This window comes from Casimicrobium huifangae (assembly GCF_009746125.1).
Taxonomy (GTDB): domain Bacteria; phylum Pseudomonadota; class Gammaproteobacteria; order Burkholderiales; family Casimicrobiaceae; genus Casimicrobium; species Casimicrobium huifangae.
This window is the reverse complement of sequence record NZ_CP041352.1, coordinates 34,888-59,481: the sequence shown is the minus strand read 5'-3', so window position 1 is coordinate 59,481 and position 24,594 is coordinate 34,888. Positions and strand designations below refer to the sequence as shown.

The following is a 24,594-nucleotide window of genomic DNA, read 5'->3' as shown; positions in this document are numbered from 1 at the left end:
GCGGACCATTATTGCACGCGGCTTGCCACCATGTCGAAACCCCCTTCCCCTGCACGCGGTGACTGGCTCGCACAGGCAATTGGCCGCATCGAAGCGGACTTCCAGCGTTCGGCCGACACCCATCTGATTGCACTGCCGATCGCCGGGTTCGCCGACGTGGGGATCGACTTCTACTTCAAGGACGAATCGACGCACCCGACCGGCAGCCTGAAGCATCGGCTGGCGCGCTCGCTGTTCCTCTACGCGCTGTGCAATGGCTGGCTCAGTGAAGGGCAGACGGTGATCGAGGCGTCGAGCGGTTCCACTGCGGTCAGCGAGGCCTACTTCGCACGACTGCTTGGCCTGCCGTTCATCGCCGTGATGCCGCGCAGCACTTCGGCGGAGAAGATCGCACAGATCGAGTTCTATGGTGGGCGCTGTCATTTCGTCGAGCGTGCCGCCGAGGTGTATGACGCGTCACGCCAGCTTGCACGCGAAACGGGCGGGCATTACATGGACCAGTTCACCTACGCCGAGCGCGCCACCGACTGGCGCGGCAACAACAATATTGCTGACAGCATCTTCACCCAGATGGCCCATGAGCGGCACCCGATACCGCACTGGATTGTGGTGGGTGCCGGCACCGGCGGCACCAGCGCCACCATCGGCCGTTACGTGCGCTATCACCGGCACGTTAGCCGCGTCTGCGTTTCCGATCCAGCCGGGTCGGTCTTCGCCGACTACTGGCGGACGGGAGACACGACATTGACCTCGAGCGGATCGCGCATCGAGGGCATCGGGCGGCCACGCGTGGAGGCAAGCTTTATCCGCGAGCTGGTGGACGAATTGCTTACCGTGAGCGACCGTGATTCGATCGCCGCGATGCGTGATCTCTCTGCGCACCTCGGCCGCAAGGTCGGGCCATCCACCGGCACCAGTTTTCACGCGATGCTGCAACTGGCTGGCGCCATGAAAACGAATGGCATGCAGGGTTCCCTGCTGGCGCTGATCTGCGACTCGGGCGAACGCTATCTGAACACGTATCACAACGACGCCTGGGTCAGTCAAAACTTCCCGCTGGCGTAGCGCACCCAGGCGCTCGCATCTCCTCTGTTCACCGCTGAATTCGCCAACAACACGCGGTCGATAGAGTTTCATCCGATTTTTCCTGCGTCATTGGCGCTGCGAGAGCTTGCGAGAGCCCTGCGAGAGCGCGCCCGTACAACGTCAGTGTCAGCCAGAACCTTGGCTGATGGGCGACGCCAGCCGGCTATCGCCATCAAGCAATCTGACAAATCAATGGAGTAACGACACATGGATACCAACTTCGCTACGTCCCCGTCTGATTCAAATCATCACCCGCTGCGTCGCGGACGTGCTGCGATTGCGGCGATGCTGATCGCCTGCATTAGCATGAACAGCGCCTTCGCGACCGGTCTCGCGCAGCGCGCCGCCCAGCAATCCAATGCTGCTGTTGAGGTGACCCTGAACGACGTGGCTGTCGATCAGCAGCTGATCCAGAGCATCGACGCCCTCGACGAAGGCCAGTTCGCCGAGCTGCACGCCATTTATGTCGACGCTGCAGCGGCTCACCCCGGCGAAGCCAGTACTTCGGACCAGCAAAAGAGCTGGAAGACGGTCTTGGCCAAGGCGATTCTCAAGTCGTCCGCGTTCAAGGCCGCCCTGCGTGCCGCTAGCGAACGCGCCTACGTCTGGTACATGGGGCACATCAACCCGGTGCTGGCAGCAATGGATCAGGTAACTTCGTGGGAAGTTGTCGGCATCGCAACCGCGCTCGGCGCTGTTGGTGTGCCGCCGAGCTGGGCCAAGATCATCGCCAAAGTGCTGGCGTTCTTCCTGTAGCCAGGCTTGCTGCGCGGTGGGTAGTGCCTCGCAGGGCTGCCCACCGCCAGCGTTCTATGCTGACCGGTTAAGTGCTACGTGTTGATCGCGGCAGATTCGGTGGTTTCCTGCGCCCTGGCCAGTGCCGCGTGACAGTGCGTCATCAAGCTGGCCGGTAACGGCGAGAATCGTTCGGGAACCTGCGGCGACGGTTGCGGTACTGGTGGGCGCCGCCGTGCAGCAGCCTCGTCAAGCAGCTTTTCCTCGGCGGGCGACAGTGTGAGACCGTCACGCTCGCGCAAGCGCCCTGCAGCGCTGCGCAACGTTGCGGCTTCGGCGACGTTCACCGCCGTCAACACCGAGGCGACGGTGTCCACCACGAAGGGTTCCAGATAGCGCCGTACTTTCGTTTCCGATGACGTCAACCGCACGGCCGCCTTCACCGCCGCCCGCCAGTCGCCGGTTGCCAGACAGGCGTTGGCCAGCCAGACGAGGGTGATGTCGGCTTGCTCGAAGTGCGAGCCGGCGGGCATGGATTCCATGCTCTGATTCAGCGCCTCGGCTGCCGTCGTGGGGTTGCCATGGAGCAGATGGTAGGCCCCCCGCTGTTGATGCAGCACGCATTGCAGAATGGTCATGCGGTGAGTCGAGACCAGCGCTTCTGCACGTTGCAGTGATTCGTTCGCGCGCGGCAGGTCAAGCGCGAGCAGTTCGCACTCGGCCTGATCGAGCGTCATGATTGCTTCGGCGCGCCCCTCCCGCTCAACACGGCAGCGTTCTGCCGCAGACGCATAGAGCGCTATGGCGCCACCGAAGTCACCGGCGAAGCGGAGACTCAATGCGAGATTTCCGATCAACCGGATGGGCATGTCGATGTGACGCCGGATACAGATGTCGCGGGCGACGGTGCCGTGCGTTCGTGCTTCGGGATAGTGCCCGGCACGATGCTCCAGCGTGGTAAGCAGGATACGCGTGTCCAGCTCTCCCCGTTCATCGCGCGCTGCCAGCGCAGCGGCAAAGGCCTCATGCGCGTGGACGGTGCCGGTTGTCCACTCGCTCTGGATCAGGTAGGCGTAGGCCAGAGAAAGATGTATCGCCACGGCATCAGCACTGGGCAGACGTATGTTCGCAAGCGCCATCTCGCCGCAGCGCTGGGCGAGCGGGTAACGCGCCGCAGCGCGATAGACCTCACAGGCAGCGACGAGCAGTGCCAGCTCATCCGGGCTACCGCCAGTGATGTCCTGCAGCAGGTGTTCGTCTTCGATCCAGCCAACCAGATCGTAGATGTGGCCGCGCCGAACGCAAGGCGCCCACAGAAAGGCAATCAGCTCGCGAGCGGCTGGACGATTGACGCGCGCGGCCAGCCGGATCGCACCGGCAATGTTCTCGAATTCACGCTCGAACTCCTCAAAGCGGTCGCGCTCCTGCGGTGTATGACGGCTATCGCTCACCCGTCGGGCAAAACGGTGCCAGCGGTCAATGAACGCGCCGGTAATGCGCTGCCGACTGGCGTCGTCCATCCAGTCGGAATGGCGTGCGTAAGACCGCATGGTTTCCAGCAGACGGAAACGGGGCGCCGGTTCGGCACGCATATCGGCTGCCCTTGCGACGTCCACGGCAACAACGCGCGCCTCAAGCAGTTGCCCGAGAATGCGCTCGCTATTGATGCCGTCGAACAATCCGCTGTCGGCAAACTGCACTAGCGTGAACCCTGCTTCGAAATGCGCGGCGTAACCGAGACCGACTTTGCAGTCGTCGTCGAGGATGGCGCAGGTTGACTTCAGCAACTCCTGCAACGACGTGTGACGAGGCGGCGCATCGCGCATGGGATTGACCAGCGCCACATGCTGCGTGGACAGTTCGACAAGCAGGGGCTGGATGCCGATCACGCAGGCGCGCGCTGCCGCGAGCTCAATCGCCAGTGGCAAGCCATCGAGCCGCCAGCAGACCTCTTCTATCACGGTCAGATCACGAGCGGCATCAACGCACTGCGCCCGTTGGCTCCGCGCAGCGCGCAGAAACAGGGCTGCCGCGTCACTGGGGGCAGCGGCGAGGTCACGCGTATTCATATTCGGCGCGGGCGCATGCTGCGTTATCAGCGGGTCAACGTCAAACACCTGCTCGCCGCGCAGAAGCAGCGGAAACCTTGAAGTGCAAAGGACGGTGAGTGTGGGTGACTGCTCAATCAATGATGCAAGCCACGGCGCCGCCCGGTGGACGTGCTCAAAGTTGTCGAGTACCAGCAGCAAGTCCAGCGGCGCGAGATGTTGTTGCAGGCGCTCCTGCCACGAGCGTCCGTCGGTGCGCTTGATGCCAAGCGTCATCGCCACGGCTCGTGCCACCGCGCCCGCATCAGGGACGCGCGTCAGGTCAACCACAGCAGCACCATGTCTGCGGTCGCGGGCGATGCGGTGCGCCACTTCCAGGGCCAACTGCGTCTTTCCGATGCCACCAATGCCGCATAGCGTCAGTAGCGCCGGCACATCAGCCGCGCGCAGGTGCTCCACCAGCCGTGCGATCGCAGTATCGCGACCAATCAGCCGTACCAGCGATCTGGGAGGCGCATAGCGCTGCACGGCGTCGGGCGTTGTGGCGTCTGTGTTCGCCGTGACGTTGCCCGCTGCCGTTGTCTGCTGCCCAGCCAGACGACGTTCGCGCGCCAGACGGATTGAATCGATGGTCGCTGCTGACGGCTTCAGCCCGAGATCACGCGCCAGTACGGTACGACAGAGCAGCAATTGCTGCTCCGCTTCGTGGTAGCGGCCAAGGGTGGCGTAGATCTCGATCAGCTGCCGGTGGCTCTCTTCGTCACTGGGCACAATCCGCAGTATGTTCTGCAGCGCAACGATGGCATGATCGACATGCCCAAGCTGCATGTACTCGCCAACCAATGCCCTGGCGCAGCCCAGATAGAGCTGCTCAATGTGCAGACGTGTCGGTGCCACTGCCGCTTCGATAGTCGGCAATAGCCCGGCGAGCAGCGGGCCGTTGCAGGAGGCGACGGCGGCTTGCAGCAGAGGCAGTCGTGCCCGTGCGTCGGCCGCCAACGCGTCATTGGCCGCCTGCTCGAACTGCGCAAGATCAATTTCGATCTGACAGCCCTCTGTCTCGAGCCAGATTGCGTCCGCCGAGGCGCCCACGTAGTCGCCCAACCTTCCCGCACCATCTGTGTCTGCCGACCGGCCTCGCAGCGCATAGAGGGCATCGCTCACCTGACGCAATTGCTCGTCGTCGCTGTCGCGTGCGAGCGCTTGTGCCGCCTCGTGACGCGTGAGGCGATGTCCGGGTGCGATCGCCAGCAGCTGCAGCAGTTGCAGCGCGCTCTTGCGCGGCCACTGCGTAATGGCGTGGCCATTGATGGCGACGGTGAATGGTCCGAGCAGGGTCAGGCGCAGCATGGTGAATCAGCGTGATTGCCCGGATCGCTGGCGCTGGTGCCACTGTCATGACTGGCGAAGCCCGCGACGCCGCAGCGCAGTTGCGACGCTTTCATGCTAATGGCATCGCGTGCGGATGCAATTCGCAAACGGCATCGACCCATGTCGATAGCTTGCCGGCATCGGACGGTAGCAGCGCAGTCATTCCTTGCGCCGGGGCTGCGAGAGTCTGCGAGAGCTTTGCGAGACCACCGCGCAGAACATGTGCCTGCAGTCGCGACTTGACACGCTGCCCGGTTGCGACGCCGCTTGCTTGCCCCTCAACGGCGCGGCGCAAGCGTCAATTCAATCCACTGGAGGACATGCCATGAAACATTTACTTTGTGCCGTTGCCCTGGCGATGGCTATCGGCGGAACTGCCGATCTGTACGCGGCACCGCTGATCGACAATGCACCGATAGCGGAAGCACCCGCGCTGGCGACACTTGGCCTGGATGGCGTTGCCATGATGGTCGAAGCGGCTGGCAAGGATGCCGATGTCAAAGCCCGGCTGGCGGAGTTGGCGCTGGCAGGATGGCGTGCCGATTTCGCGGCCGCGCAAGGCGACAGCGCCGAATTGCCTGGGAAGGATGATGCCGTCCTGGGCAACGCCAAGTCCATGGCAAGGCTCTACGTGCCGTTGAGCAGTGTCGCAAATCCGGCATTGAAAGCAGCACTGGTGTTCGGAATGGCAGACAACGGTCTGAGCTTCGTGGCCATTGCACCGCACGCCGACGACACGACGGGGGTTGGCCTGGCTGCCGTTACCGGCGCAATGGACGCAAGAGCGGCTACCGATGCAGCACACCTGATTGACGGTTCGCTCGCGCCTGATCGCCAGAAAGTGACTTATCCACACTACTGGTCCTGCAAGTACGTGAACAAAATCGGTACCTCTGTTGCCTGCTTTTCGCTTTGGGGTAATCCGTTCGGCGCCTACTACAGCTATCTCGTCCGCTACGGCTATGCCAAGTCCAGTTCGCAATACTTTGGCTGGTACGCAAGCTGGAAAGGCTGCGGCGTAGCCTGCCCATTCGTGGTCACCACTACCAGTGGTCGCGGTCTGGTTTGCGGCCAGGTTCCGAACACTTCTTCCTGCACTGGCTTCTAGGCTGGTCCATTGCGCCCGGGCAGCGGCGACCGTCGCTGCCCGGCACTTTCTGGAGTCAAATATGCAAGTCACTAAACATTGCCTGATGGTGATCGCTGCCGCCCTTGCGGGCTGGAGCGGCACTATCGTCGCTCAGGACGGCGACGGCGCGCAGCAGATGCGGTTGCGCGAAAGCCTGCGCGAGCGGATGCCGGGATTGCCTGCGATTGACGCAATCAATCGCAGCCCCGTTGCTGGCCTGTGGGAAGTTCGGGTCGGCGCGGTGGTGTTCTATGCCGACGAAAGCGGTCGCTACGTGGTGCACGGAGAAATGCGTGACCTTGGCACTCAACGCAATCTGACCAAGGACCGCGTTGATCAGAGTACGGCGATCACCTTCACCGATTTGCCGTGGCGTGACTCACTGACCACGAGACGCGGTACGGGAGAACGTCGAATCGCCGTATTCGCCGATGCCAACTGCGGCTATTGCAAGGCGCTGGAAAGAGAGCTGGCAAAGCTTGGCGATGTCACCATCCACACCTTTCCAGTGGCGATGCTGGGGCCCGACTCACGCAAGCGCGGCAGCAGCATCCTGTGCGCTGCATCGCCAGAGAGGGCATGGCAAAACTGGATGCTTCGAAGCACCATGAGCAAAGCGTCAAAGTGTGACGCATCGGCACTGTCGCGCAACGAAGCCTATGCCCGACGCCACCTGCTGCGGGTCACACCCACCATTGTGTTCGCTGACGGCAGCCGGCACGAAGGCGTGCTCAGCGTCGAACAACTGAGGAGCAAGATGGCTGCCGCGGCTGCAGCCGGAAGTTAGCCTCCGGGCGTCTGCGCCGGCTGCCGATGGAAGGGCATCAAGCCTGCAGACGCGCCTGAATCTTCGCCTTGGTCGCCGGCAGTTCTGGCGGCAGGTTGTGCGCGAGCTGTTCGAAGAGGTCTTCGTGCAGCTTCATTTCCTCAGCCCAGGCACTGTGGTCGATGCTGGTGACGCTCTGGTACTGCGCCTCGCTGAAGTCGAGGCCGTGCCAGTGAATGTCGCTGTAGCGCGGCGTGATGCCGAACACATGCTCTTCGCCCTGGCCGCGGCCTTCGACGCGCTCCAGCATCCAGGCCATCACGCGCATGTTGTCGCCGAAGCCCGGCCACACGAATTTGCCATCGGCGTCCTTGCGGAACCAGTTGACCGTGAAGATCTTGGGCAGCTTGGCGCCACTGGCAGCGAGGCGCTCGCCGAGCTTGAGCCAGTGACCGAAGTATTCGGCCATGTTGTAACCCGCGAACGGCAGCATCGCGAACGGGTCGCGGCGCACAATGCCTTGCTGGCCGGCCGCTGCAGCGGTGGTCTCCGAGCCCATCGTGGCCGCCATGTAGACACCTTCCACCCAGTCACGCGCTTCGGTGACCAGCGGCACCGTGGTGCTGCGGCGTCCGCCGAAGATGAAGGCGTCGATTGCCACACCTGCGGGGTTGTCCCATTCGCTGTCGAGCGCCGGGTTGTTGGTGGCGGCGACGGTGAAGCGCGCGTTCGGGTGCGCTGCCTTAGCGCCCGTTTGCTTGGCGATCTCGGGCGTCCAGTCCTTGCCCTGCCAGTCGATCAGGTGCGCGGGCGCCTCTTTGGTCATGCCTTCCCACCACACGTCGCCGTCATCGGTGAGCGCGACGTTGGTGAAAATGACATCGCGGTTGAGCGAAGCCATGCAGTTGGCGTTGGATGACTTGTTGGTGCCCGGCGCCACGCCGAAGTAACCGGCCTCGGGGTTGATGGCGTACAGGCGGCCATCCTTGCCCGGCTTGATCCATGCGATGTCGTCGCCGATGGTGGTGACCTTCCAGCCCTCGAAACCCTTCGGCGGAATGAGCATCGCGAAGTTGGTCTTGCCGCAAGCCGACGGGAAGGCCGCCGCGACGTGATATTTCTTGCCTTGCGGATTGGTGACGCCGAGGATCAGCATGTGCTCGGCCAGCCAGCCGTCGCGCAAGCCCATATTGGACGCGATGCGCAGTGCGAAGCACTTCTTGCCGAGCAGCGCGTTGCCGCCGTAGCCCGAGCCGTAGCTCCAGATCTCGCGCGTTTCCGGGAAGTGCACGATGTACTTGGTTTTGTTGCACGGCCAGGCGACGTCCGCCTGTCCAGCGGCGAGCGGCGCGCCCACGGTGTGCACACAGGGCACGAATTCGCCGCTCTCGCCTAGCACGTCGATCGCGCCCTTGCCCATGCGGGTCATGATCTTCATGTTCACCGCGACGTAGGCCGAATCGGACAGCTCGACGCCAATGTGGGCGATCGGCGAGCCGAGCGGGCCCATCGAGAACGGCACCACGTACATGGTGCGCCCGGCCATCGCGCCCTTGAACAGCGGGTTCAGCGTGGCGCGCATTTCGGCGGGCGCCATCCAGTTATTGGTGGGGCCGGCGTTCTCTTTCTTCTCGCAGCAGATGAAGGTGCGGTCTTCGACACGGGCGACGTCGGACGGATCGCTGCACGCGAGGAAGGAATTCGGGCGCTTCGCTTCGTTCAGCTTTTTGAAGGTGCCCGCCTTGACCAGGCCGGCGCACAGACGGTCGTACTCGTCTGCGCTGCCATCGCACCAGTGGATATCGGCCGGCTGCGTGAGCGCGGCCATTTCGCGCACCCAGGCGAGCAGGCGGATGTTCTTGACGTAGGCAGGTGCCTTCACAGAGGCTTGCAAAGTGGCGAGCGTTTCGGGCTGATTCATGAAGTAAGCGAAAGACGTGGTTGCGACGGAAGGAAAACGGGTCGCCGCAAACAGGAGGTCGGTTGGGCCTTGCGCGGGCTGCCCACACGCTGGCGGGTGGCCGTGCGGCGGGGATTAGGATTTTAGCCGCTGGCTACGGCGAGCTACATTCCGGCTTCATGCGTCATCGGCATGAGCGGATGCCAAAGGCTAATGTCTCGTTGCAATGCACAAATTCTGTTTTTGGCTTTTGGCTGAGAGGCTCATATCCATTGGGCTTAGCCAGTATTTTCTGCCAAAGTCGATATCACCTGTTTTTTCGGCTAAAGCCGCATGCGACGGCCACTACAGCGAAAAGATGTTGCTTCCGGAAAGCCTTGCCAGGCGCTGCAGGCGGTGCCTGGTAGTTTTCTGTAGTTCGTGCGCTAGTCGCCAGACAACCCGCGTCACGTTGCCGTGAGGCGGGTTGTCTTTGGACGCTGGGCTGCGGTAGCGAAACTACGCAGCGCGGCGCGGCAGATCGAAGCGGTCGAGCTCCATCACTTTGGTCCAGGCGGCGACGAAGTCGCGCACGAACTTGGTCTGGCCGTCGTTTTGCGCGTAGACCTCGGCGATCGCGCGCAATTGCGAGTTGGAGCCGAATGCGAGATCAACGCGCGTGGCCGTCCACTTCACGTCGCCGGTCTTGCGGTCGCGGCCTTCATAGGCGTTGTCACCTGTCGGCCGCCACGCGGTGGACATGTCGACCAGGTTGACGAAGAAGTCGTTGCTCAACTGCCCCGGCCGCGTGGTGAAAACGCCCGCCTTGCTGCCGCCATGATTGGCGCCGAGCACGCGCAGGCCGCCGACCAGCACGGTCATTTCCGGCGCCGACAGCGTCAGCAGCTGCGCCTTGTCGACCAGCATCTCCTCCGGCGACACGCGATACGCGGCCTTGCGGTAGTTGCGGAAGCCATCGGCCTGCGGCTCGAGCACGGCGAACGAATCGACATCGGTCTGCGCTTGCGTGGCGTCGGTGCGCCCCGGCGTGAACGGCACCTCAATCGTGTGGCCAGCAGCCTTGGCGGCGGCTTCGACGCCAGCGTTGCCGGCGAGCACGATCACATCTGCCAGCGAAACCTGCTTGCCGCCCGTCGCCTTGGCGTTGAAGTCACGCTGGATACCTTCGAGCACGGCAAGCACTTTCGCGAGCTGCGCCGGCTGATTGACGTCCCAATCCTTCTGCGGTGCGAGGCGGATGCGGGCACCGTTGGCGCCGCCGCGCAGGTCGCTGCCGCGGAAGGTGGAAGCCGACGCCCAGGCGGTGGACACCAGCTCGGCCACACCGAGGCCGCTGGCGAGAATCTGCGCTTTCAGTTGCGCCGCGTCGTTGCTGTCGATCAGGGCGTGCGTCGCGGCAGGCAACGGGTCTTGCCAGATCAGGTTTTCCGCCGGTACTTCCGGCCCAAGGTAGCGCACCTTCGGCCCCATGTCGCGGTGGGTCAGCTTGAACCAGGCGCGGGCATAGGCGTCCGCAAACTCTGCGGGGTTGGCCAGGAAGTGGCGCGAGATCTTTTCGTAGGCCGGGTCGAATTTGAGCGACAGGTCAGCCGTGGTCATCATCGGCGCGTGCTTCTTCGACGGGTCATGAGCATCAACAACCATGTCCTCGGGCGCCACGTCCTTGGCCCGCCACTGATGGGCGCCCGCCGGGCTCTTGACCAGCTCCCATTCGTACTTGAACAGCACTTTGAAGTAACCCATGTCCCAGGTCGTCGGGTTCGGCTTCCATGCGCCTTCGATGCCGCTGGTAGTGGTGTCGCCGCCTTTGCCGCTACCGTGCTGGTTGATCCAGCCGAAGCCCATCGCTTCCATCGGTGCGGCTTCCGGTTCCGGGCCGACCAGTTTCGGGTCGCCCGCACCGTGCGCCTTGCCAAAGGTGTGGCCGCCGGCGATCAGCGCCACCGTTTCGTAGTCGTTCATCGCCATGCGGGCGAAGGTCTCGCGCACATCGCGACCGGAGGCGACCGGATCGGGGTTGCCGTCCGGGCCTTCCGGGTTCACATAGATCAGGCCCATCTGCACGGCGGCGAGCGGGTTTTCCAGTGCGCGATCACCGCTGTAGCGGCTGTCCGGCTTGTCGCTGGTGGCGAGCCATTGCTTCTCAGCGCCCCAGTAGATGTCCTCTTCCGGTGCCCAGATGTCGGCACGGCCGCCACCGAAGCCGAAGGTCTTGAAGCCCATCGTTTCCATCGCGACGTTGCCGGCGAGGATGAACAGATCGGCCCAGGAAATCGCGTTGCCGTATTTCTGCTTGATTGGCCACAGCAGGCGGCGCGCCTTGTCGAGGTTGCCGTTGTCCGGCCAGCTATTGAGCGGGGCGAAGCGCTGGTTGCCGGTGTTGGCGCCACCACGGCCGTCGGCGGTGCGGTAGGTGCCGGCGGCATGCCAGGCCATGCGGATGAACAGGCCGCCATAGTGGCCGTAGTCAGCAGGCCACCAGTCCTGCGAGTCCGTCATCAGTGCGGCGAGGTCTTCTTTCAGCGCTGCGAAATCAAGTTTTTTGAATGCTTCGGCATAGTCGAACCCGGCGTCCATCGGGCTGGATACCGGCTGGTGCTGGTGCAGGATTGAGAGATTCAACTGATTGGGCCACCAGTTGGCATTGGACTGGGCGCCATGAGTGGCGCGGGCACCGCCGGCGGCATGAAAGGGGCATTTGCTCTCGGTTGTCATCACGTTCTCCTGTATCGGTGTTGCAGTCTGGAATCGATAAGGCGAACATTAGGCCGTTCTGGTGATCGGGTCCAACGATTAAAAATGACCTCTGTAATCGTCAAAGGCGATATGGAACGACGAGCATCCGGGCTTCGCAGGCAAGAAAAACCCGCTGTCGTTACCGATCAGCGGGTTTCCGGCGATGAGTCGGGAGGGGATTAGCCCTTCTTGAACTCTTTCGGGCACTCGCCCGGCTTTTGGCTCATTACCCAGTCGACGATCTTGGCGATATCGGCATCGGCCACTTGCGGGTGCGCCGGCATCGGGATCTGGCCCCAGACACCTGCGCCGCCAGCCTTGACGTGCTTGACCAGCTTTTCCTTGTTGGCCGCCAGTTTCTTGGCGTCCTTATCGGCGTAGCAGGCAGCCACGGCGTTGTAGGCCGGGCCGACAACTTTCTTGTCGACCTGATGGCAGGCGGTGCAGCCTTTGGCTTGTGCCAGCGCCGCATCGGCGTGGGCAACATTGACCAGCGCAACCGGCGACAGCGCGGCGGCGACGAACAGTGCAAATTTCTTCATGACGAGTCCTTGTTAAAACGGGCGCGAGTGTAACCGAAGCCCCGCGCGATGACGCTCAAGCGTTAACGCGACGTTAAGGTGATTTGTTGACGCCCGACTGACAGCACAAACAATAGCCCGGCAGGGGCGGACAGACAATGGTCGTGCCTACATGTGCGTAGTCGACGGCTTGGCTCCAGTCCGGGGTCGAGTCGCCACTGTCGCAGCAGCCGGTGGCGATCCGTCTTCTTCCTTGCCCGGCGCCCGATCTGGTGCCTTGTCCCTGATTGCTTCGACGGAGAGTGCGGCATGGATTCGTTCGCGTTTTGTGGGTTGTCCGGCTGCAAACCGGTGGCGCTGTCAGGCGGCGACAGCGGCAAGGGCCTGGGACTCAAGGCCGCCGTCGGGCTGGCCTCACGGTGCCGCAACTACCCGGATGACGTGAAGAAGGTGCAGGAAGCGCTCAACCGCTTTCCACCGCTCGAAGGCGGTCCCAGCCCGAAGCTGGTGGTGGACGGCATTGTTGGCCCCAAGACCTCGGCGGCGATTTCGGCCTTCCAGCGCAAGCAGTTCGGCATTGGCAAGGCCGACGGCGTGGTCGATGTCGGCATGCGCACCGATGAGCGGCTGGCCGGTGTCAACAGCACCTACAGCAGCCTGCCCGCCGAGATGATGCAGCACATCCCGCGCGCGCTGTCGATCATCAACATCTCGCGCTCCACCATCAGCGCCGCACGCACCTTCAAGCTGAACGGTGGCGGCGGCTTTGTCGGCTTCGGCGAGGCAAGCTGGAACAAGGTGGTCAAACACTTCCAGGTCGACAAATTCCCCGACTGGAGCAGCCAGCTCGACTGGCTGAACCGCATCTACATTGGCATGGAGACCGCGATCGGTCACATCCCGATGGGCATGATCCTGCTCGCCGACGAGCCCGCCAGCAGCAACGAAGGGGCGTTCGCCTTTACCTTCGCGGGCGGTTACGAAGTGGGCGAACGCAACAAGACCTATCAGGGCATTCCGCGCGGCTCGGTCTATCTATGCCCCAAGATGCAGACGATGAAGCAGGACGCCTTCGCCTATGTGCTGATCCATGAACTGGCACATTTCGTCGGCCCGACCGGACAAACCGGCGTGCAGGTCGACGACTACGGCTATCGCCACAAACCCGGCTATGACGCTTTGGTGCCGTGGCAGCGCGTGCACAATGCCGACAACTTTGCGCAGTTCTCTTTCGACGCGATCGGCAAGCCGTTTAACCTGAAAGAGCACCTGCTCAGCTGATCGAGCACCGCCAACGCCGCGTGTCGCGCGGTCAGGGCTTCAACGCATCAATCGCGAGCACAACGTCGGCGTCGCTGCGCGCCGAGTTTTTGACGCCCTGGGTGATGACTGCGGCATTGCTGATCCCGAGCAGGCGGCGCAGGATCATCACGCCATCGGTCAGCGCCAGTGTCTGGCCGTCGCCATCGACGTCGAAGCGGGACAGGTTGGCGGCGACATGCGCCGCAATCTGCGCTGCATCGCGGCGCGCGCCGGGGCTGATCGCACCAGCAACCAGCACGGTGCCCCGATAGCCGAGCAGGTAACGCAGCAGCAGCACGCCATCACTGGCAGCATCATAGATAGTTGTCGGCGCACTGTCATCGATATCGAGAATCGGGGGTGGGGCCACCACCTTTAACAGACGCAACTGCTGCGGCGCAGGTGCCTGACTGCCGCCCGCGGCGAGCGGCGCAGCGCCTGCCTGACTGGCGCGCACACCGCACAGACTGCCCACGGCACCGCTAATCGTCAGTGTGGTTCCACTGACGCTGCAGGTCGTGGGTGTCCAGCTGTCAAACGCGACGGGCATGCCGCTGGTCGCGCTCGCCACCAGGGTCGGCGTGGTACCAACGACGATACTGTCCGACGACGTGAAAGCTATCGACTGCGCGGGCCGAATCGGCACGGCAACGCGACGACTAATGGTGCTGCCGTCACCCACCTGCCCGTTGCCGTTGCGCCCCCAGCACTTGACTGCGCCCGCAGCGGAAAGGGCGCAGCTGTGGGCGCCCTGCGCGCTGGCGACCACAGTCGCGCCCGCGAGGCCGCTGACGTCCACCGGCGTCAGTCGCTGGGTATTGCTGTTGTCGCCCAGCTGCCCGTAACTGTTGTCGCCCCAGCAGCGCGCGCCACCGCTGGCCATCAGGGCGCAAGTGTGGAGTTCCGCGGTGACAATCGAGGTGGCGACACCGCCGAGGCTCACCACGTCGACCGCTGTCAGCCGTTGTGTCGTGCTGTTGTCGCCGAGTTGGCCGTTGACGTTGTAGCCCCAGCACTTCACGCCGCCAGCGACCAGCGCGCAGGTGTGCAACACGCCTGCGCTGATTGCGGAAACGCCGCTGCCGAGCCCGGAAACAGCGGTCGGAACCAGCCGTTGCGTGGTGCTGTTGTCACCCACGGTTCCCCAGAAGTTGTACCCCCAGCACTTTGCAGCGCCGCCAGTCAGCGCGCAGGTGTGCAGCGCACCGCCGCTGATCGCCGACACGCCGCTGCCCAGGCCATTCACATCCACCGGGGTCGGGCGGGTGGTCGTGCTGTTGTCACCAATCTGGCCGTTAGCGTTCAGGCCCCAGCATTTCATGGCTCCGGTCGTGGTCAGCGCACAGGTGTGAAAACCGCCTGCACTGATCGCCGCCACGCCACTACCGAGCCCGACAACAGCAACCGGAATCGGGCTGTCGGTCAAGCTGTTATTGCCCAACTGACCGTCGCTATTGCGGCCCCAGCACCATACGCCGCCGCCGACACTGAGCGCGCAACTGTGAAAAGCCCCCGTGCTGACGGCGGCGATGCCGCTGTCGAGGCCGGCCACGGCAACCGCACTCGGCCGCTGTATGGTGGTGTTGTCACCGAGTTGCCCGCTGTCATTGGCGCCCCAGCATCGGACCGCGCCAGCAAGCGTGACGGCACACGAGTGATAGGCGCCGGTGCCGATGGAGACGACGCCCGCGGTATGCCACGCAACGTTGGCTGGCACCGCTGATTGCGACGTGCTGCCGTTGCCCGTCTGCCCGAAAAAGTTGTAGCCCCAGCATTTGACGTCGCCCAGCGCCATCAGCACACAGGTGGACAAAGCGCCGGGGCTGACGGCAGCGGCGCCGCTGAGGCCGACAACGTCCACCGGCGTGGTGCGGGTCGCCGAGCTGCCATCGCCGAGTGCGCCATATTGGTTGTAACCCCAACACTTCATGGCGCCACCGGCGATGAGCGCACACGTGTGATAGAAGCCCGCACCGATCGATGTAACCCCGCTGCTGAGGCCAGAGACCGCGATGGGCGACAGGCTGTTGACGGTGCTGCCGTCGCCAAGTTGGCCCCGGTCGTTCGGCCCCCAGCACTGCACGCCGCCGGAGACCAGCAGCGCGCAACTGTGGTAGTTGCCGAGACTGAGTGAGGCCACGCCACTGCCGAGGCCGACCACCGCAACGGGCGCCGAGCGATTGGTGGTGGTGCCATCACCCACCTCACCGGCGATGTTGTTACCCCAGCATTGCACGGCGCCTGCCTGACTCAGCGCACAAGCGTGTGAGCCACCGACCGAGATGGCCGCAACGCCACCGCTCAGACTCACCACGTCAACGGGAGTCGATTGATCGGCAGTGTTGCCATTGCCCACCTGACCGTAGGCATTGGACCCCCAGCATTTGACCGCGCCCGCGGTCGTCAGCGCACAGGTGGAGAAGCCACCCGCATCAATAGCAGCAACGCCGCTGCCGAGGCCCACGACGTCAACGGGGGTCGAACGATCAGTGGTGGTGCCATCGCCCAGCCCGCCGACAAGGTTGCGCCCCCAGCACTTCACCGCCCCACTCACCAGCAGGGCGCAGGTGTGATCGGTACCCGCCGTCAGCGCCGCAACTCCAGGCGCAAGGCCGCTCACTTCGGCGGGCAGAACGCGTCTGAGTGCGGTGCTGTTGTCGCCCAGCTGGCCATACTGGTTGCTACCCCAGCACCGCACCACCCCGGTCGCACTCAGCGTGCAGGTGTGCTGGGCACCGGACGCCACCTGCGTGACGGGGTCATCAAGCGCGCTGGCTGTTTGCGCCTGGACACGACCAACAGCGCCGAACACCAGCAAGATAATTGCGAGCAGCCCAACGTGCATGAACCGATGCGGGTGTCGCACCAACTCAGACAGCCTGCGATGACAATGAAACCGACCGACCTCACGCGCCAGCCACTGCGGCCGGGCGCGGAATGCATGACTCAAAACCACATCAACATCCCGGAACAAGATCCCGAACGGGATTCGTTACAACACGACGAATGCTAGGGGCAAACGATGCCCACCCAAAGCGCCACGTTTCATTCGCTCCTGTACTCAAGCGAGCGGCTCTGCGATCGGACCGAAGGGCCGCAGTGGCGTGCGTCGACTAAGGCTTCAGGGCGTCGATCATCAGCACGACATCTGCATCGCTGCGAGCTGAATTTTTCACGCCTTGGGTAATGGCTGACCCGGTGATGCCCAGCATCCGGCGCAGGATCATCACCCCGTCGGTCATCGCCAGCGTCTGGCCATCCCCGTCAACGTCAAAGCGGGTCAGCGTGTCGGCGATGTGCTGCGCGATCTGTGTCGCGTTACGTCGCGCGCCGGGCCCGATGGCGCCGGTGATCAAGGCGGTATCTCGATAGCCCAGCAGATAGCGCAACAGCAACACGCCATCGCTAGCGGCATCGTACTTGGTGGCCGGTGCGCTGTCGTCGATGTCGAGCGATGGAGCGCCCAGCGTGATGCCAACCAGCACCGGATCGTGGTCCGACGAGCGGAACGGTGTCGCCGTGTAGTAATCCGGCGAGGTGCAGGTGGTTGAGGTGCAGTTCGGGTTGTTCTTGAACTCAACGTTGTAGTCGAGGATCACCGGCTCGTCGGAGTTGATGTTCCAGATGCCTGCGTTGGTCACTTGCGCCATCAGGCTCGGCGTCACCATCGCATGATCGAGCGAGCCCGACTGGCCGCTGAACACATAGGAGTGCTCGCCGACGGCGAGATCAATCAATCCGCCCGCGCGAAGGATGTCGATCGGGTCTTCCTGCGAGTAGGCGTTGAGGTCGCCCAGAATGATCACGTCGGGATCGTTGGCGGCTGCCTGCACCGTGGCGATGAAGCCCAGCAGCGCTGCGGCCTGCCCTTTGCGCATGGCATTCCAGTTGCCCTGGCCATCGCCCTGATCGGCATCGGCGCCGGTACCCGTGCCGCCTTTTGATTTGAAGTGATTGATGATCACCGAGAGCTTTTGCCCGGCGCTTGCGCCACCATCGACGGTGAAAGTCTGCGCCACTGGTGCCCGTGCCTGCGTAAAGGCGGCGTCGTTCGGCGACATTGACGCGCCGACTGGCGTCACGGCCGTGGTGCGATAAATCAGCGCGGGTCGGATCTCGTCGGTGCTGCCCGGGATCGTGCCCCAGCCTGAGGGGTTGGGCACATAGGTCCAGTTGCCGCAGCCGTTGGTCGCGGTCAACGCATTGGTCAGCTCGGTCAATGCCGAGGTGGTGCCATTGCCATCGTTCTCCATTTCGAGCAGGCCGACCACGTCGGCACCGAGGCCGCAGAGTGCGGCAACGATTTTGGCCTTCTGGCGGCCGAATTCATACGCCGTGTCAGCCCCACGCGTGGTGGGGAAGCCGCCACCGGTGCCGTTGCCATTGAAGAAGTTCAGTACATTGAACGACGCCACCTTGAGGTTACCGCCTACCGCCGGCGGCGACAACGGGCGTGGCGCGTAGCTGAACGCCGGCGCTTCAGTCGCGTGAATGGCGTAGTTGCCAAACGAATGATTGAGGATGCCGGTGAGGTTGGTGATCGTCGTGCCGAGCCGGATCGTGTTGTTGGCCGGATCGAGGAACGGGATCACCGCCGGGTTTTGCGTCGCGCTGGTGTCGGCGAGCAGGATGGACGAGCGCAGGTTCAGGTTGGCGCGCGCACTGACGGCTGCGACGTTGCTGGTCCCGCTGCTGTTGTTGCCCGAGGCAGGATCGTCGTTCGGATCCACGACTTCGGTCGGCTGCAACAGGCGGCCATTGACGGAGAGCAGAAGTTCGCCGTAACGCGCGAGCGAGAAGTGCTCGCTGACGGTCATCGTCTGCGGCAGGCGCACGCGCATGCCTTCGTAACGCTCAAGATCGGTCACCGACGCAACCGGCAAAGCGACGTCGACCAGCGCCGGCAGTGGATTACCCGACGACACAATCTGCACGGTAGCCGAAGTGATCTCAGTGAGTGTGTTGGGTGCGGTGCCGAGTTCGGCAACGGTACCGGTCACGTTGACCTTGTCGCCCACGGCAACGGCTGTTGCCGAGTGAAAGATGAAGATGCCTTCGGAAGTGGCGGGGTCGACGTCAATGTTGGCGTCTTCTTCCTGGAGGTAGAAACCGCCCAGCGAATTTGCCGCCTGGAAGCTGGCAGTGACGATGCCCTGCAGCGTGACCGTCTGGCCGACCATCGGGCTGGCGCTGCCCGTACCCTGCACGTCGTGGATGCGCGGACCGCTGCTGACGTCGTCGTTGACGATGGTGCCGATGCCCTGGCCATCGGCGATGAAGGCGCCGGTGACGTTGGTCACGTTGACGAAGAAAGTCTCGTTGGGCTCGAACGAGGTGTCGCCGTTGACGTCGACGCTGAACGTGTACGTCGTGGCGCCAGCGGCGATGGTCTGTGCGGCGAGCGATTTGGCGGTGTAGTCGCTGCCGGCCGTCGCCGTGCCGTTCGCCGTCGCGATGTCGAAGCTGACGCCGCCGACCGGCGCCGGCTCGGACAGGCTCACGGTAAAAGTGAACGTGGTGGTGCCGCTGTTGCCTTCGTTTTGGTTGACGTCGTTGATGCTGAGCATGACGCCACCGTCATCGTTGACGATGGTGCCGAGGCCCTGGCCGTCGGCGATCGTGGCGCCGGACACATTGGTCACATTGACGAAGAAGGTTTCGTTGGGCTCGGACATCACGTCGCCGTTGACCAGCACCGTGAACGTGTAGCTCGTGTTGCCCGCAGCAATGGTCTGCGCGGTGAGCGACTGCGCTGCGTAGTCGCTGGCGGACGATGCCGTACCGTCGGCGGTGGCGATGTCGAACGTAACGCCACCGGCACCCGCCGGTGCGGAAAGACTCACAGTGAAGGTGAACGCCGTGGTGCCGGCGTTGCCTTCGGCGACCGAGACGTCGTTGATGCTGAGCGTCGGCAGCGCCGGGCCGCAGGGCGCAGCGGCCGTCGCCGAGTTGCGCGGCACTGCGGCGGCGGCGGCGAAATCGTTCGCGTTGTTGTCGGTGTCGGTGCAGCCGTTCGCAGCGCGATAGATAGCAGTCGTGGTGCTTGGCGACGGGCTTGTTGCCGTCTCGCTGCAGTTGGTGCCCGAGCCGTAGCCGACAAGATCGACGATGCCGCTGCTCGGGCAGGCACCGCTCAGTGCGGTGGATGAGCTGACCAGTGCGATCTTGCCGACGGTGGAGCTGATCTGGATGGTGCCGCTCGCGTCGGGCGTCGGGATGGCTGTGATGCCGTTGGCGTTGCTGCCAAGTCCCACCAGATAGTACTGACCCGGCTGCACTGTACCGCTCAACGCGACGCTCTGCCACGATGTTCCGGTGGACCCCGCATACTGCACTGACCAGCCATTGATGCTGACGGCCGAACCACTGCGATTGAACAGCTCGACGTAGTCGCGCGTGAAGGTCGAGCAGCCTGCCGTGGGGCACCCCGCCCCGCCGTAGACCTGGCTGATCACGATGTCGGGCGACACCGCTGTAGCCGGCAACGCGATCAGCGATAACAGTGCGGTCGCCAGCCTGCGCGAGAACAATTGCGTGCAAGACGGCGCCACATCAAGGCACCACAAACCAGAAAGCGAACGAAGCAGCACGACGGCCCCCAGAAAACATCATCGGGCCGTTACGCCCACAAACAACGATTATTAGCAGCTCAACGCCGCCAAATCAATCACATCAGCGTGACGAAGCGACCGCAGAGCCACCCGTAAAACAAAAGCAATCGACACACCAGAAGGTGGAGCTGATCAGCGCTTCATGCGCGCGATGAGTCCATCAAGCTGATCGAGACTGGCGTAGCGGATCACCAGTTCGCCTTGTCCACCGGACTGATGCACGATGGAAACATAAGTGCCCAGCGCGTCGGCGAGCTCAGTTTCCAGGCGATCCAGATCCGGGTCGCGCGTGGCGGGCAGATCAAGTTTGCCCTGCTTGCTTTTGGCGGTTGGCACACCGGGGCGCTTGCCGGTCGCACTGCTCTCTTCCTTCACCAGCGCTTCGGTCGCACGCACCGAGAGATCGTTGATGGCGATCTTTTCGGCGAGCATCACTTGCTTGTCTTTCGGCAGCGTGGCGAGTGCGCGGGCGTGGCCCATTTCGAGCGTGCCGGCGATGACGCGATCCTGCACGGGAGCGGCAAGCTCCAGCAGGCGCAGCAGGTTCGACACCGCGCTGCGTGATTTGCCCACCGCTTCGGCGGCCTGCTCATGCGTGAAGCTGAACTCGGCGATGAGACGCTGCAGGCCATGCGCTTCTTCAATCGCGTTCAGGTCCTGACGTTGCAGGTTTTCGATCAGCGCGAGCGTGAGCGCCGTCTTGTCGTCGACTTCCTTGACGATCACCGGCACTTCGGCGAGGCCCGCCAGTTGCGCCGCGCGGAAGCGGCGTTCGCCGGCGATGATTTCGTGTTTGCCGGACACTGTTTTTCTTACGACGATGGGCTGCATGATGCCCTGCGCCTTGATCGACGCCGACAGCTCGGCGAGCGACGCATCATCAAAGCGGCGGCGCGGCTGGTATTTGCCGGCGATCATGTCGGCGACCTTGAGCGAAGTCACGCCCGCCGCCGGCGCATCCACCCTGGTCGGCTCCGGCATCAGGAGTGCGTCGAGTCCGCGGCCGAGGCCTTTGAGTTTCACTGCCATAGTTGTTCTCTGTCATGTAGCCCGGATGCTTGCATCCGGGGATCGTGCGTTGGTGAAGACGCCATCTGCGCTTCGCGTTGGGTTCGCGGGAACCCGGATGCAAGCATCCGGGCTACGTTAAAAGTTTTTCGTAGTCGCTTCGCGGCAATCGGAAGAACGGAATCTCGCCGCCGCCGTTGTAGTTGAGGGTGCCGTCACGCTTGAGGCCGCATTTGGTCAGCACATGCTGCGAGGCGGCGTTGTCGGGGTGGGTAACGGCGGTGATTTCGTCGAGACCGACGACGTTGAAACCATAGTCGAGCACGGCGCGCGTGGCCTCAGTCGCGTAGCCTTTGCCCCAGCTCGATTGCGGCATGCGATAGCCGACTTCAACATGCGACGTGTCGCGAATTGGTTTCAGGATCGCCCAGCCGAGAAATTCATCACTGCCGTGCAGGCACATCGCCCACATGTGAAAGCGCTCGCTCGTCCACAGCGCCAGACGGCCACGCATGAAGTCGCGATATTCCTCGAAGGGCCGCTTCTCGGCCTCGCCGGTGCCGACGTAGCGCACCACCATCGGATCACAATCCATCGCGTAACAGGCGCGGTAGTCCGCCTCGCTGACGAGGTCGTGCAGCGACAGTCGCGCGGTCGTGAGCGTGTGCTGCGGCGGCGTCATGCGGGCGATGCCTCCTGCGTATTTTCATGCTTCGCCACCAGCTCCGCCGCGAGCTGCATGTAGGCCTGCGCGCCCTTGCTTGCCTTGTCGAGCAGCAGCGCGGGCAGGCCGTGCGACGGCGCTTCGGCGAGGCGCACATTGCGCGGGATGATGGTCGCGAAAAGCTTGTTGCCGAAGTGCTGCTCCAGCTGCGCGGCGACCTGTTGCGACAGGCTCATGCGCGCGTCGTACATCGTGCGCAGCAGGCCCTCGATTTCGAGCGTGGGATTCAGGTGCTGCTGCATCTTGCGCAAGGTGCCGACGAGATCACTCAGGCCTTCGAGCGCGTAATACTCGCATTGCATCGGAATCAGCACGCTGTCGGCAGCGCACAGCGCGTTGAGCGTGAGCAGGTTCAGCGTCGGCGGGCAATCGATCAGGATGTAGTCGTATTCCTCGGCAACAGCGGCGATGGCAGCCTTCAGCGTGTGAATTGCGTCTTTGAGCTTGGTCTCGCGGTCGGGCATCGACACCATCTCGATCTCCGCGCCCGCGAGCTCGCGATTGGCCGGGATCAGATCAAACCCGCCCTGCGCCTTGATGCGCGCATCAAGCAAACCGACCTCGCCGAGCAGCACGGTGTAAACACTCTGCTCCAGCGCGTTTTTGTTCACGCCCGAACCCATCGTCGCATTGCCCTGCGGATCGACGTCGATCAACAGCACACGACGGTTCTGCGCGGCAAGCGAAGCGGCAAGATTGACGGCGGTGGTCGTCTTGCCGACGCCGCCTTTCTGGTTGGCGATTGCGATGGTTCTGATCATTATTGTTTTCCGTAGGGCGGGCATTGCCCGCCATGTGTACGACGGCGGGCAATGCCCGCCCTACGTTCGATGCTCATTTCTGCAAAGCAAATTTCACGCTGAACCCGATCAGCGCCACGCCCGCCAGCCGCTTGAGCCATGCGCCCGCGCCGGGGTAGCGGGCAAACACGCGCTTTGCGAGTTGCGCTGCGGCGACCAGCCACATGCAGTAGCCGAACACCAGCGCCAGCACCACGGCCATGATGCGGGCGTAGGTGGCCGCGCCGTCGAACGTGGTCTGGTCGATGAACAGCGGAAAGAAGGCAACGTAAAAGCCAATCGTTTTCGGGTTCGACAACGTGACCAGCATCGCTTCGCGAAACCACTGCCACGGGCCACGACCGGCACCCGTCGCCACCTTGCCTTCGCCCAGCGTCTGCTTCGCGTTGCGGATCAGCGTGAAGCCGATCCACGCCAGGTACGCCGCGCCTGCGTAACGCAGCAGGTCAAACGCGCGCGGGTACGCCGCCGCCAGCGCCGCGACGCCCGACAGCGCCAGCACCATCCACACCGCATCGCCCGCCATCAGCCCAAGCGTCGCGAAGAATCCCGCCTTCGGCCCGCCGTTCTTCTCCGCCATCGAGGTGAACAGCTTGATCGTGCCGGGGCCGGGAATCGCCAGGAAGATCAGCGTGGCGATGACTAGCGAGGGGAGGTCGTTGATGCCGGTCATGGGCGCGCTCCGCGCGCAGGACGAATGACCAATGACGAATGACGAGCGGAGGGCACGTTATTCATCGATTAACTCGCCCGCGCTTCAGACGCAAAACGATGAGAGCCGCGAGCGCGAGCAGCGCCGCAGCCGCATAGAGCTTACCCATGAACGCTACGAGCGCCGCGCCGGTGATGAAACAGCTGGCGAGCACATACTGGGACACCAAACCAAACCATTCGGTGCGCCGATGTCTTTGAAGCTTTGCGTCATTCGTCATTGGTCAGTCGTCCTTGGCTCGAATGCGCTCAAGCGCGCTCGAGCCACAGCAAGCATCGCTCCGCCTCAAGAAACGGGACAGTGAGCGCCCGCTTCCTGTCGACAACCCAACCAGTTCCGGCGAGTTCGGCGACTTCATCGTCGGGGAATTTGCCTTTCATGGCGAGCACGAGGGCATCTTCCTCGGGGGAGACGCAACCCTGCGCCGAGGTCACAAAATCCTTGAGCGAGGCGTAGGCGCGGCAGATCACCACGTCGTAGGTCACCGGGTGCTCTTCCACACGGCTGTGCACGGCGGACAGATTGCCGATGCCCAGCGCTTCCGCGGCCTTGTTCACATAGTCGGTCTTTTTGCGCACGGCATCGACGCTGACCACCTCGAGATCGGGCCGCATCACGGCAATCGGCAGCGCCGGGAAGCCGCCGCCGGAGCCGACGTCGAGCAGCGTGGTGGCCTCTTTCGGGATGAAGTGCAACACCGAAAGCGAATCCAAAACGTGCTGCACGAGCATCGCATGCGGCTCACGGATGGCGGTGAGGTTGATCACCGCGTTCCATTCCGACAGAAAGGCGAGTGATTCGATGAGTTGATTTTTCTGCTTGTCGCTGGCCTTGAGATGCATTTCGGCGAGGCCGGCGTCGAGCTTGGCGCGCAGTTCGGCGCGCAGCCCTGGAGTGAATTCGATCTGCTCACGCCCCGGTTTGAGCGGTCGGTCGATCACGGGCCTGAGCCCGGCAGAAGTGGTCATGCCTTGTCCTTGTGGGTTGATACCGGGCTTCACTGCGGGGCGGTGGCCGGTTTTGTTGTTGTTCATGCGGCGATTTGTACGAATGCCTCTCCTACCGCGTAGGGGAGGTTTCGCGTAGCGACGGTGGGGTTGCTTGCGCGGACGGTTGACGCGTGCAACCAACCCCTCCGCCCGTTC

Annotated in this window: 17 protein-coding genes; 5 read left to right on the top strand and 12 right to left on the bottom strand. The window is 63.4% G+C overall.

Annotation, left to right across the window (positions count from 1 at the left end; translation table 11 throughout):
* Positions 1–30: 30 nt before the first annotated feature.
* A complete protein-coding gene (locus FKL89_RS00240; protein ID WP_156860789.1) occupies positions 31–1,065 on the top strand; it encodes a PLP-dependent cysteine synthase family protein in 1,035 nt (344 codons plus the stop codon).
* A 228-nt stretch (positions 1,066–1,293) separates the two neighbouring features.
* Positions 1,294–1,842 carry a hypothetical protein gene (locus tag FKL89_RS00235; protein WP_156860788.1) on the top strand — a complete coding sequence of 183 codons (549 nt, stop codon included), beginning with the start codon at positions 1,294–1,296 and terminating at the stop codon, positions 1,840–1,842.
* Positions 1,843–1,916: 74 nt separating this feature from the next.
* On the opposite strand, the gene FKL89_RS00230 is transcribed toward FKL89_RS00235, so the two are convergent.
* Positions 1,917–5,219, bottom strand: coding sequence for an AfsR/SARP family transcriptional regulator (locus FKL89_RS00230; RefSeq protein ID WP_156860787.1), 3,303 nt, complete (start codon positions 5,217–5,219; stop codon positions 1,917–1,919).
* Positions 5,220–5,565: 346 nt separating this feature from the next.
* On the opposite strand from FKL89_RS00230, the gene FKL89_RS00225 reads away from it, so the two are divergent.
* Together FKL89_RS00225 and FKL89_RS00220 are read left to right on the top strand one after the other, a co-directional pair.
* Positions 5,566–6,348, top strand: a complete 783-nt coding sequence (locus FKL89_RS00225) for a hypothetical protein (protein ID WP_156860786.1) — start codon at positions 5,566–5,568, stop codon at positions 6,346–6,348.
* A 61-nt stretch (positions 6,349–6,409) separates the two neighbouring features.
* Entirely contained in the window at positions 6,410–7,156 is a 747-nt protein-coding gene (locus tag FKL89_RS00220) for a DsbC family protein (protein ID WP_156860785.1), read from the top strand.
* 37 nt (positions 7,157–7,193) lie between these two features.
* Here the strand turns inward: FKL89_RS00220 and FKL89_RS00215 are convergent, their stop codons facing one another.
* The 3 genes from FKL89_RS00215 to FKL89_RS00205 all read right to left on the bottom strand — a co-directional run bounded on the left by FKL89_RS00215 (position 7,194) and on the right by FKL89_RS00205 (position 12,313).
* Positions 7,194–9,056, bottom strand: coding sequence for a phosphoenolpyruvate carboxykinase (GTP) (locus tag FKL89_RS00215; RefSeq protein ID WP_156860784.1), 1,863 nt, complete (start codon positions 9,054–9,056; stop codon positions 7,194–7,196).
* Between the two features lie 477 nt (positions 9,057–9,533).
* Positions 9,534–11,750: a catalase/peroxidase HPI gene (gene katG / locus FKL89_RS00210; RefSeq protein WP_156860783.1), complete on the bottom strand. Its 2,217-nt coding sequence runs from the start codon at positions 11,748–11,750 to the stop codon at positions 9,534–9,536.
* Positions 11,751–11,950: 200 nt separating this feature from the next.
* Positions 11,951–12,313 (bottom strand): c-type cytochrome, encoded by a 363-nt coding sequence (locus FKL89_RS00205; RefSeq protein WP_156860782.1) that lies wholly within the window; start codon positions 12,311–12,313, stop codon positions 11,951–11,953.
* Positions 12,314–12,601: 288 nt separating this feature from the next.
* Between FKL89_RS00205 and FKL89_RS00200 the strand changes: the two genes are divergently transcribed.
* The gene (locus tag FKL89_RS00200; protein ID WP_156860781.1) at positions 12,602–13,573 is read left to right on the top strand and encodes a peptidoglycan-binding protein; all 972 of its coding nucleotides are present in this window, start codon (positions 12,602–12,604) and stop codon (positions 13,571–13,573) included.
* A gap of 31 nt (positions 13,574–13,604) precedes the next feature.
* Here the strand turns inward: FKL89_RS00200 and FKL89_RS00195 are convergent, their stop codons facing one another.
* The 8 genes from FKL89_RS00195 to rsmG all read right to left on the bottom strand — a co-directional run bounded on the left by FKL89_RS00195 (position 13,605) and on the right by rsmG (position 24,579).
* Entirely contained in the window at positions 13,605–16,439 is a 2,835-nt protein-coding gene (locus FKL89_RS00195; protein ID WP_156860780.1) for an RCC1 domain-containing protein, read from the bottom strand.
* A gap of 268 nt (positions 16,440–16,707) precedes the next feature.
* The gene (locus FKL89_RS00190; RefSeq protein ID WP_156860779.1) at positions 16,708–20,184 is read right to left on the bottom strand and encodes an ExeM/NucH family extracellular endonuclease; all 3,477 of its coding nucleotides are present in this window, start codon (positions 20,182–20,184) and stop codon (positions 16,708–16,710) included.
* A 153-nt stretch (positions 20,185–20,337) separates the two neighbouring features.
* Positions 20,338–21,234 (bottom strand): ParB/RepB/Spo0J family partition protein, encoded by an 897-nt coding sequence (locus FKL89_RS00185; RefSeq protein ID WP_156860778.1) that lies wholly within the window; start codon positions 21,232–21,234, stop codon positions 20,338–20,340.
* 112 nt (positions 21,235–21,346) lie between these two features.
* On the bottom strand, positions 21,347–21,895 hold the full coding sequence (locus FKL89_RS00180; RefSeq protein ID WP_156860777.1) for a GNAT family N-acetyltransferase: 549 nt from the start codon (positions 21,893–21,895) through the stop codon (positions 21,347–21,349).
* Positions 21,892–22,698, bottom strand: a complete 807-nt coding sequence (locus FKL89_RS00175) for a ParA family protein (protein ID WP_156860776.1) — start codon at positions 22,696–22,698, stop codon at positions 21,892–21,894. Before FKL89_RS00175 ends, FKL89_RS00180 begins: the two co-directional genes overlap by 4 nt.
* Before the next feature lie 73 nt (positions 22,699–22,771).
* Positions 22,772–23,410, bottom strand: coding sequence for a LysE family translocator (locus FKL89_RS00170; protein ID WP_156860775.1), 639 nt, complete (start codon positions 23,408–23,410; stop codon positions 22,772–22,774).
* Between the two features lie 61 nt (positions 23,411–23,471).
* Positions 23,472–23,669 (bottom strand): hypothetical protein, encoded by a 198-nt coding sequence (locus FKL89_RS00165; RefSeq protein ID WP_156860774.1) that lies wholly within the window; start codon positions 23,667–23,669, stop codon positions 23,472–23,474.
* Between the two features lie 28 nt (positions 23,670–23,697).
* Positions 23,698–24,579, bottom strand: a complete 882-nt coding sequence (gene rsmG / locus FKL89_RS00160; RefSeq protein ID WP_238363446.1) for a 16S rRNA (guanine(527)-N(7))-methyltransferase RsmG — start codon at positions 24,577–24,579, stop codon at positions 23,698–23,700.
* Positions 24,580–24,594 lie beyond the last annotated feature (15 nt).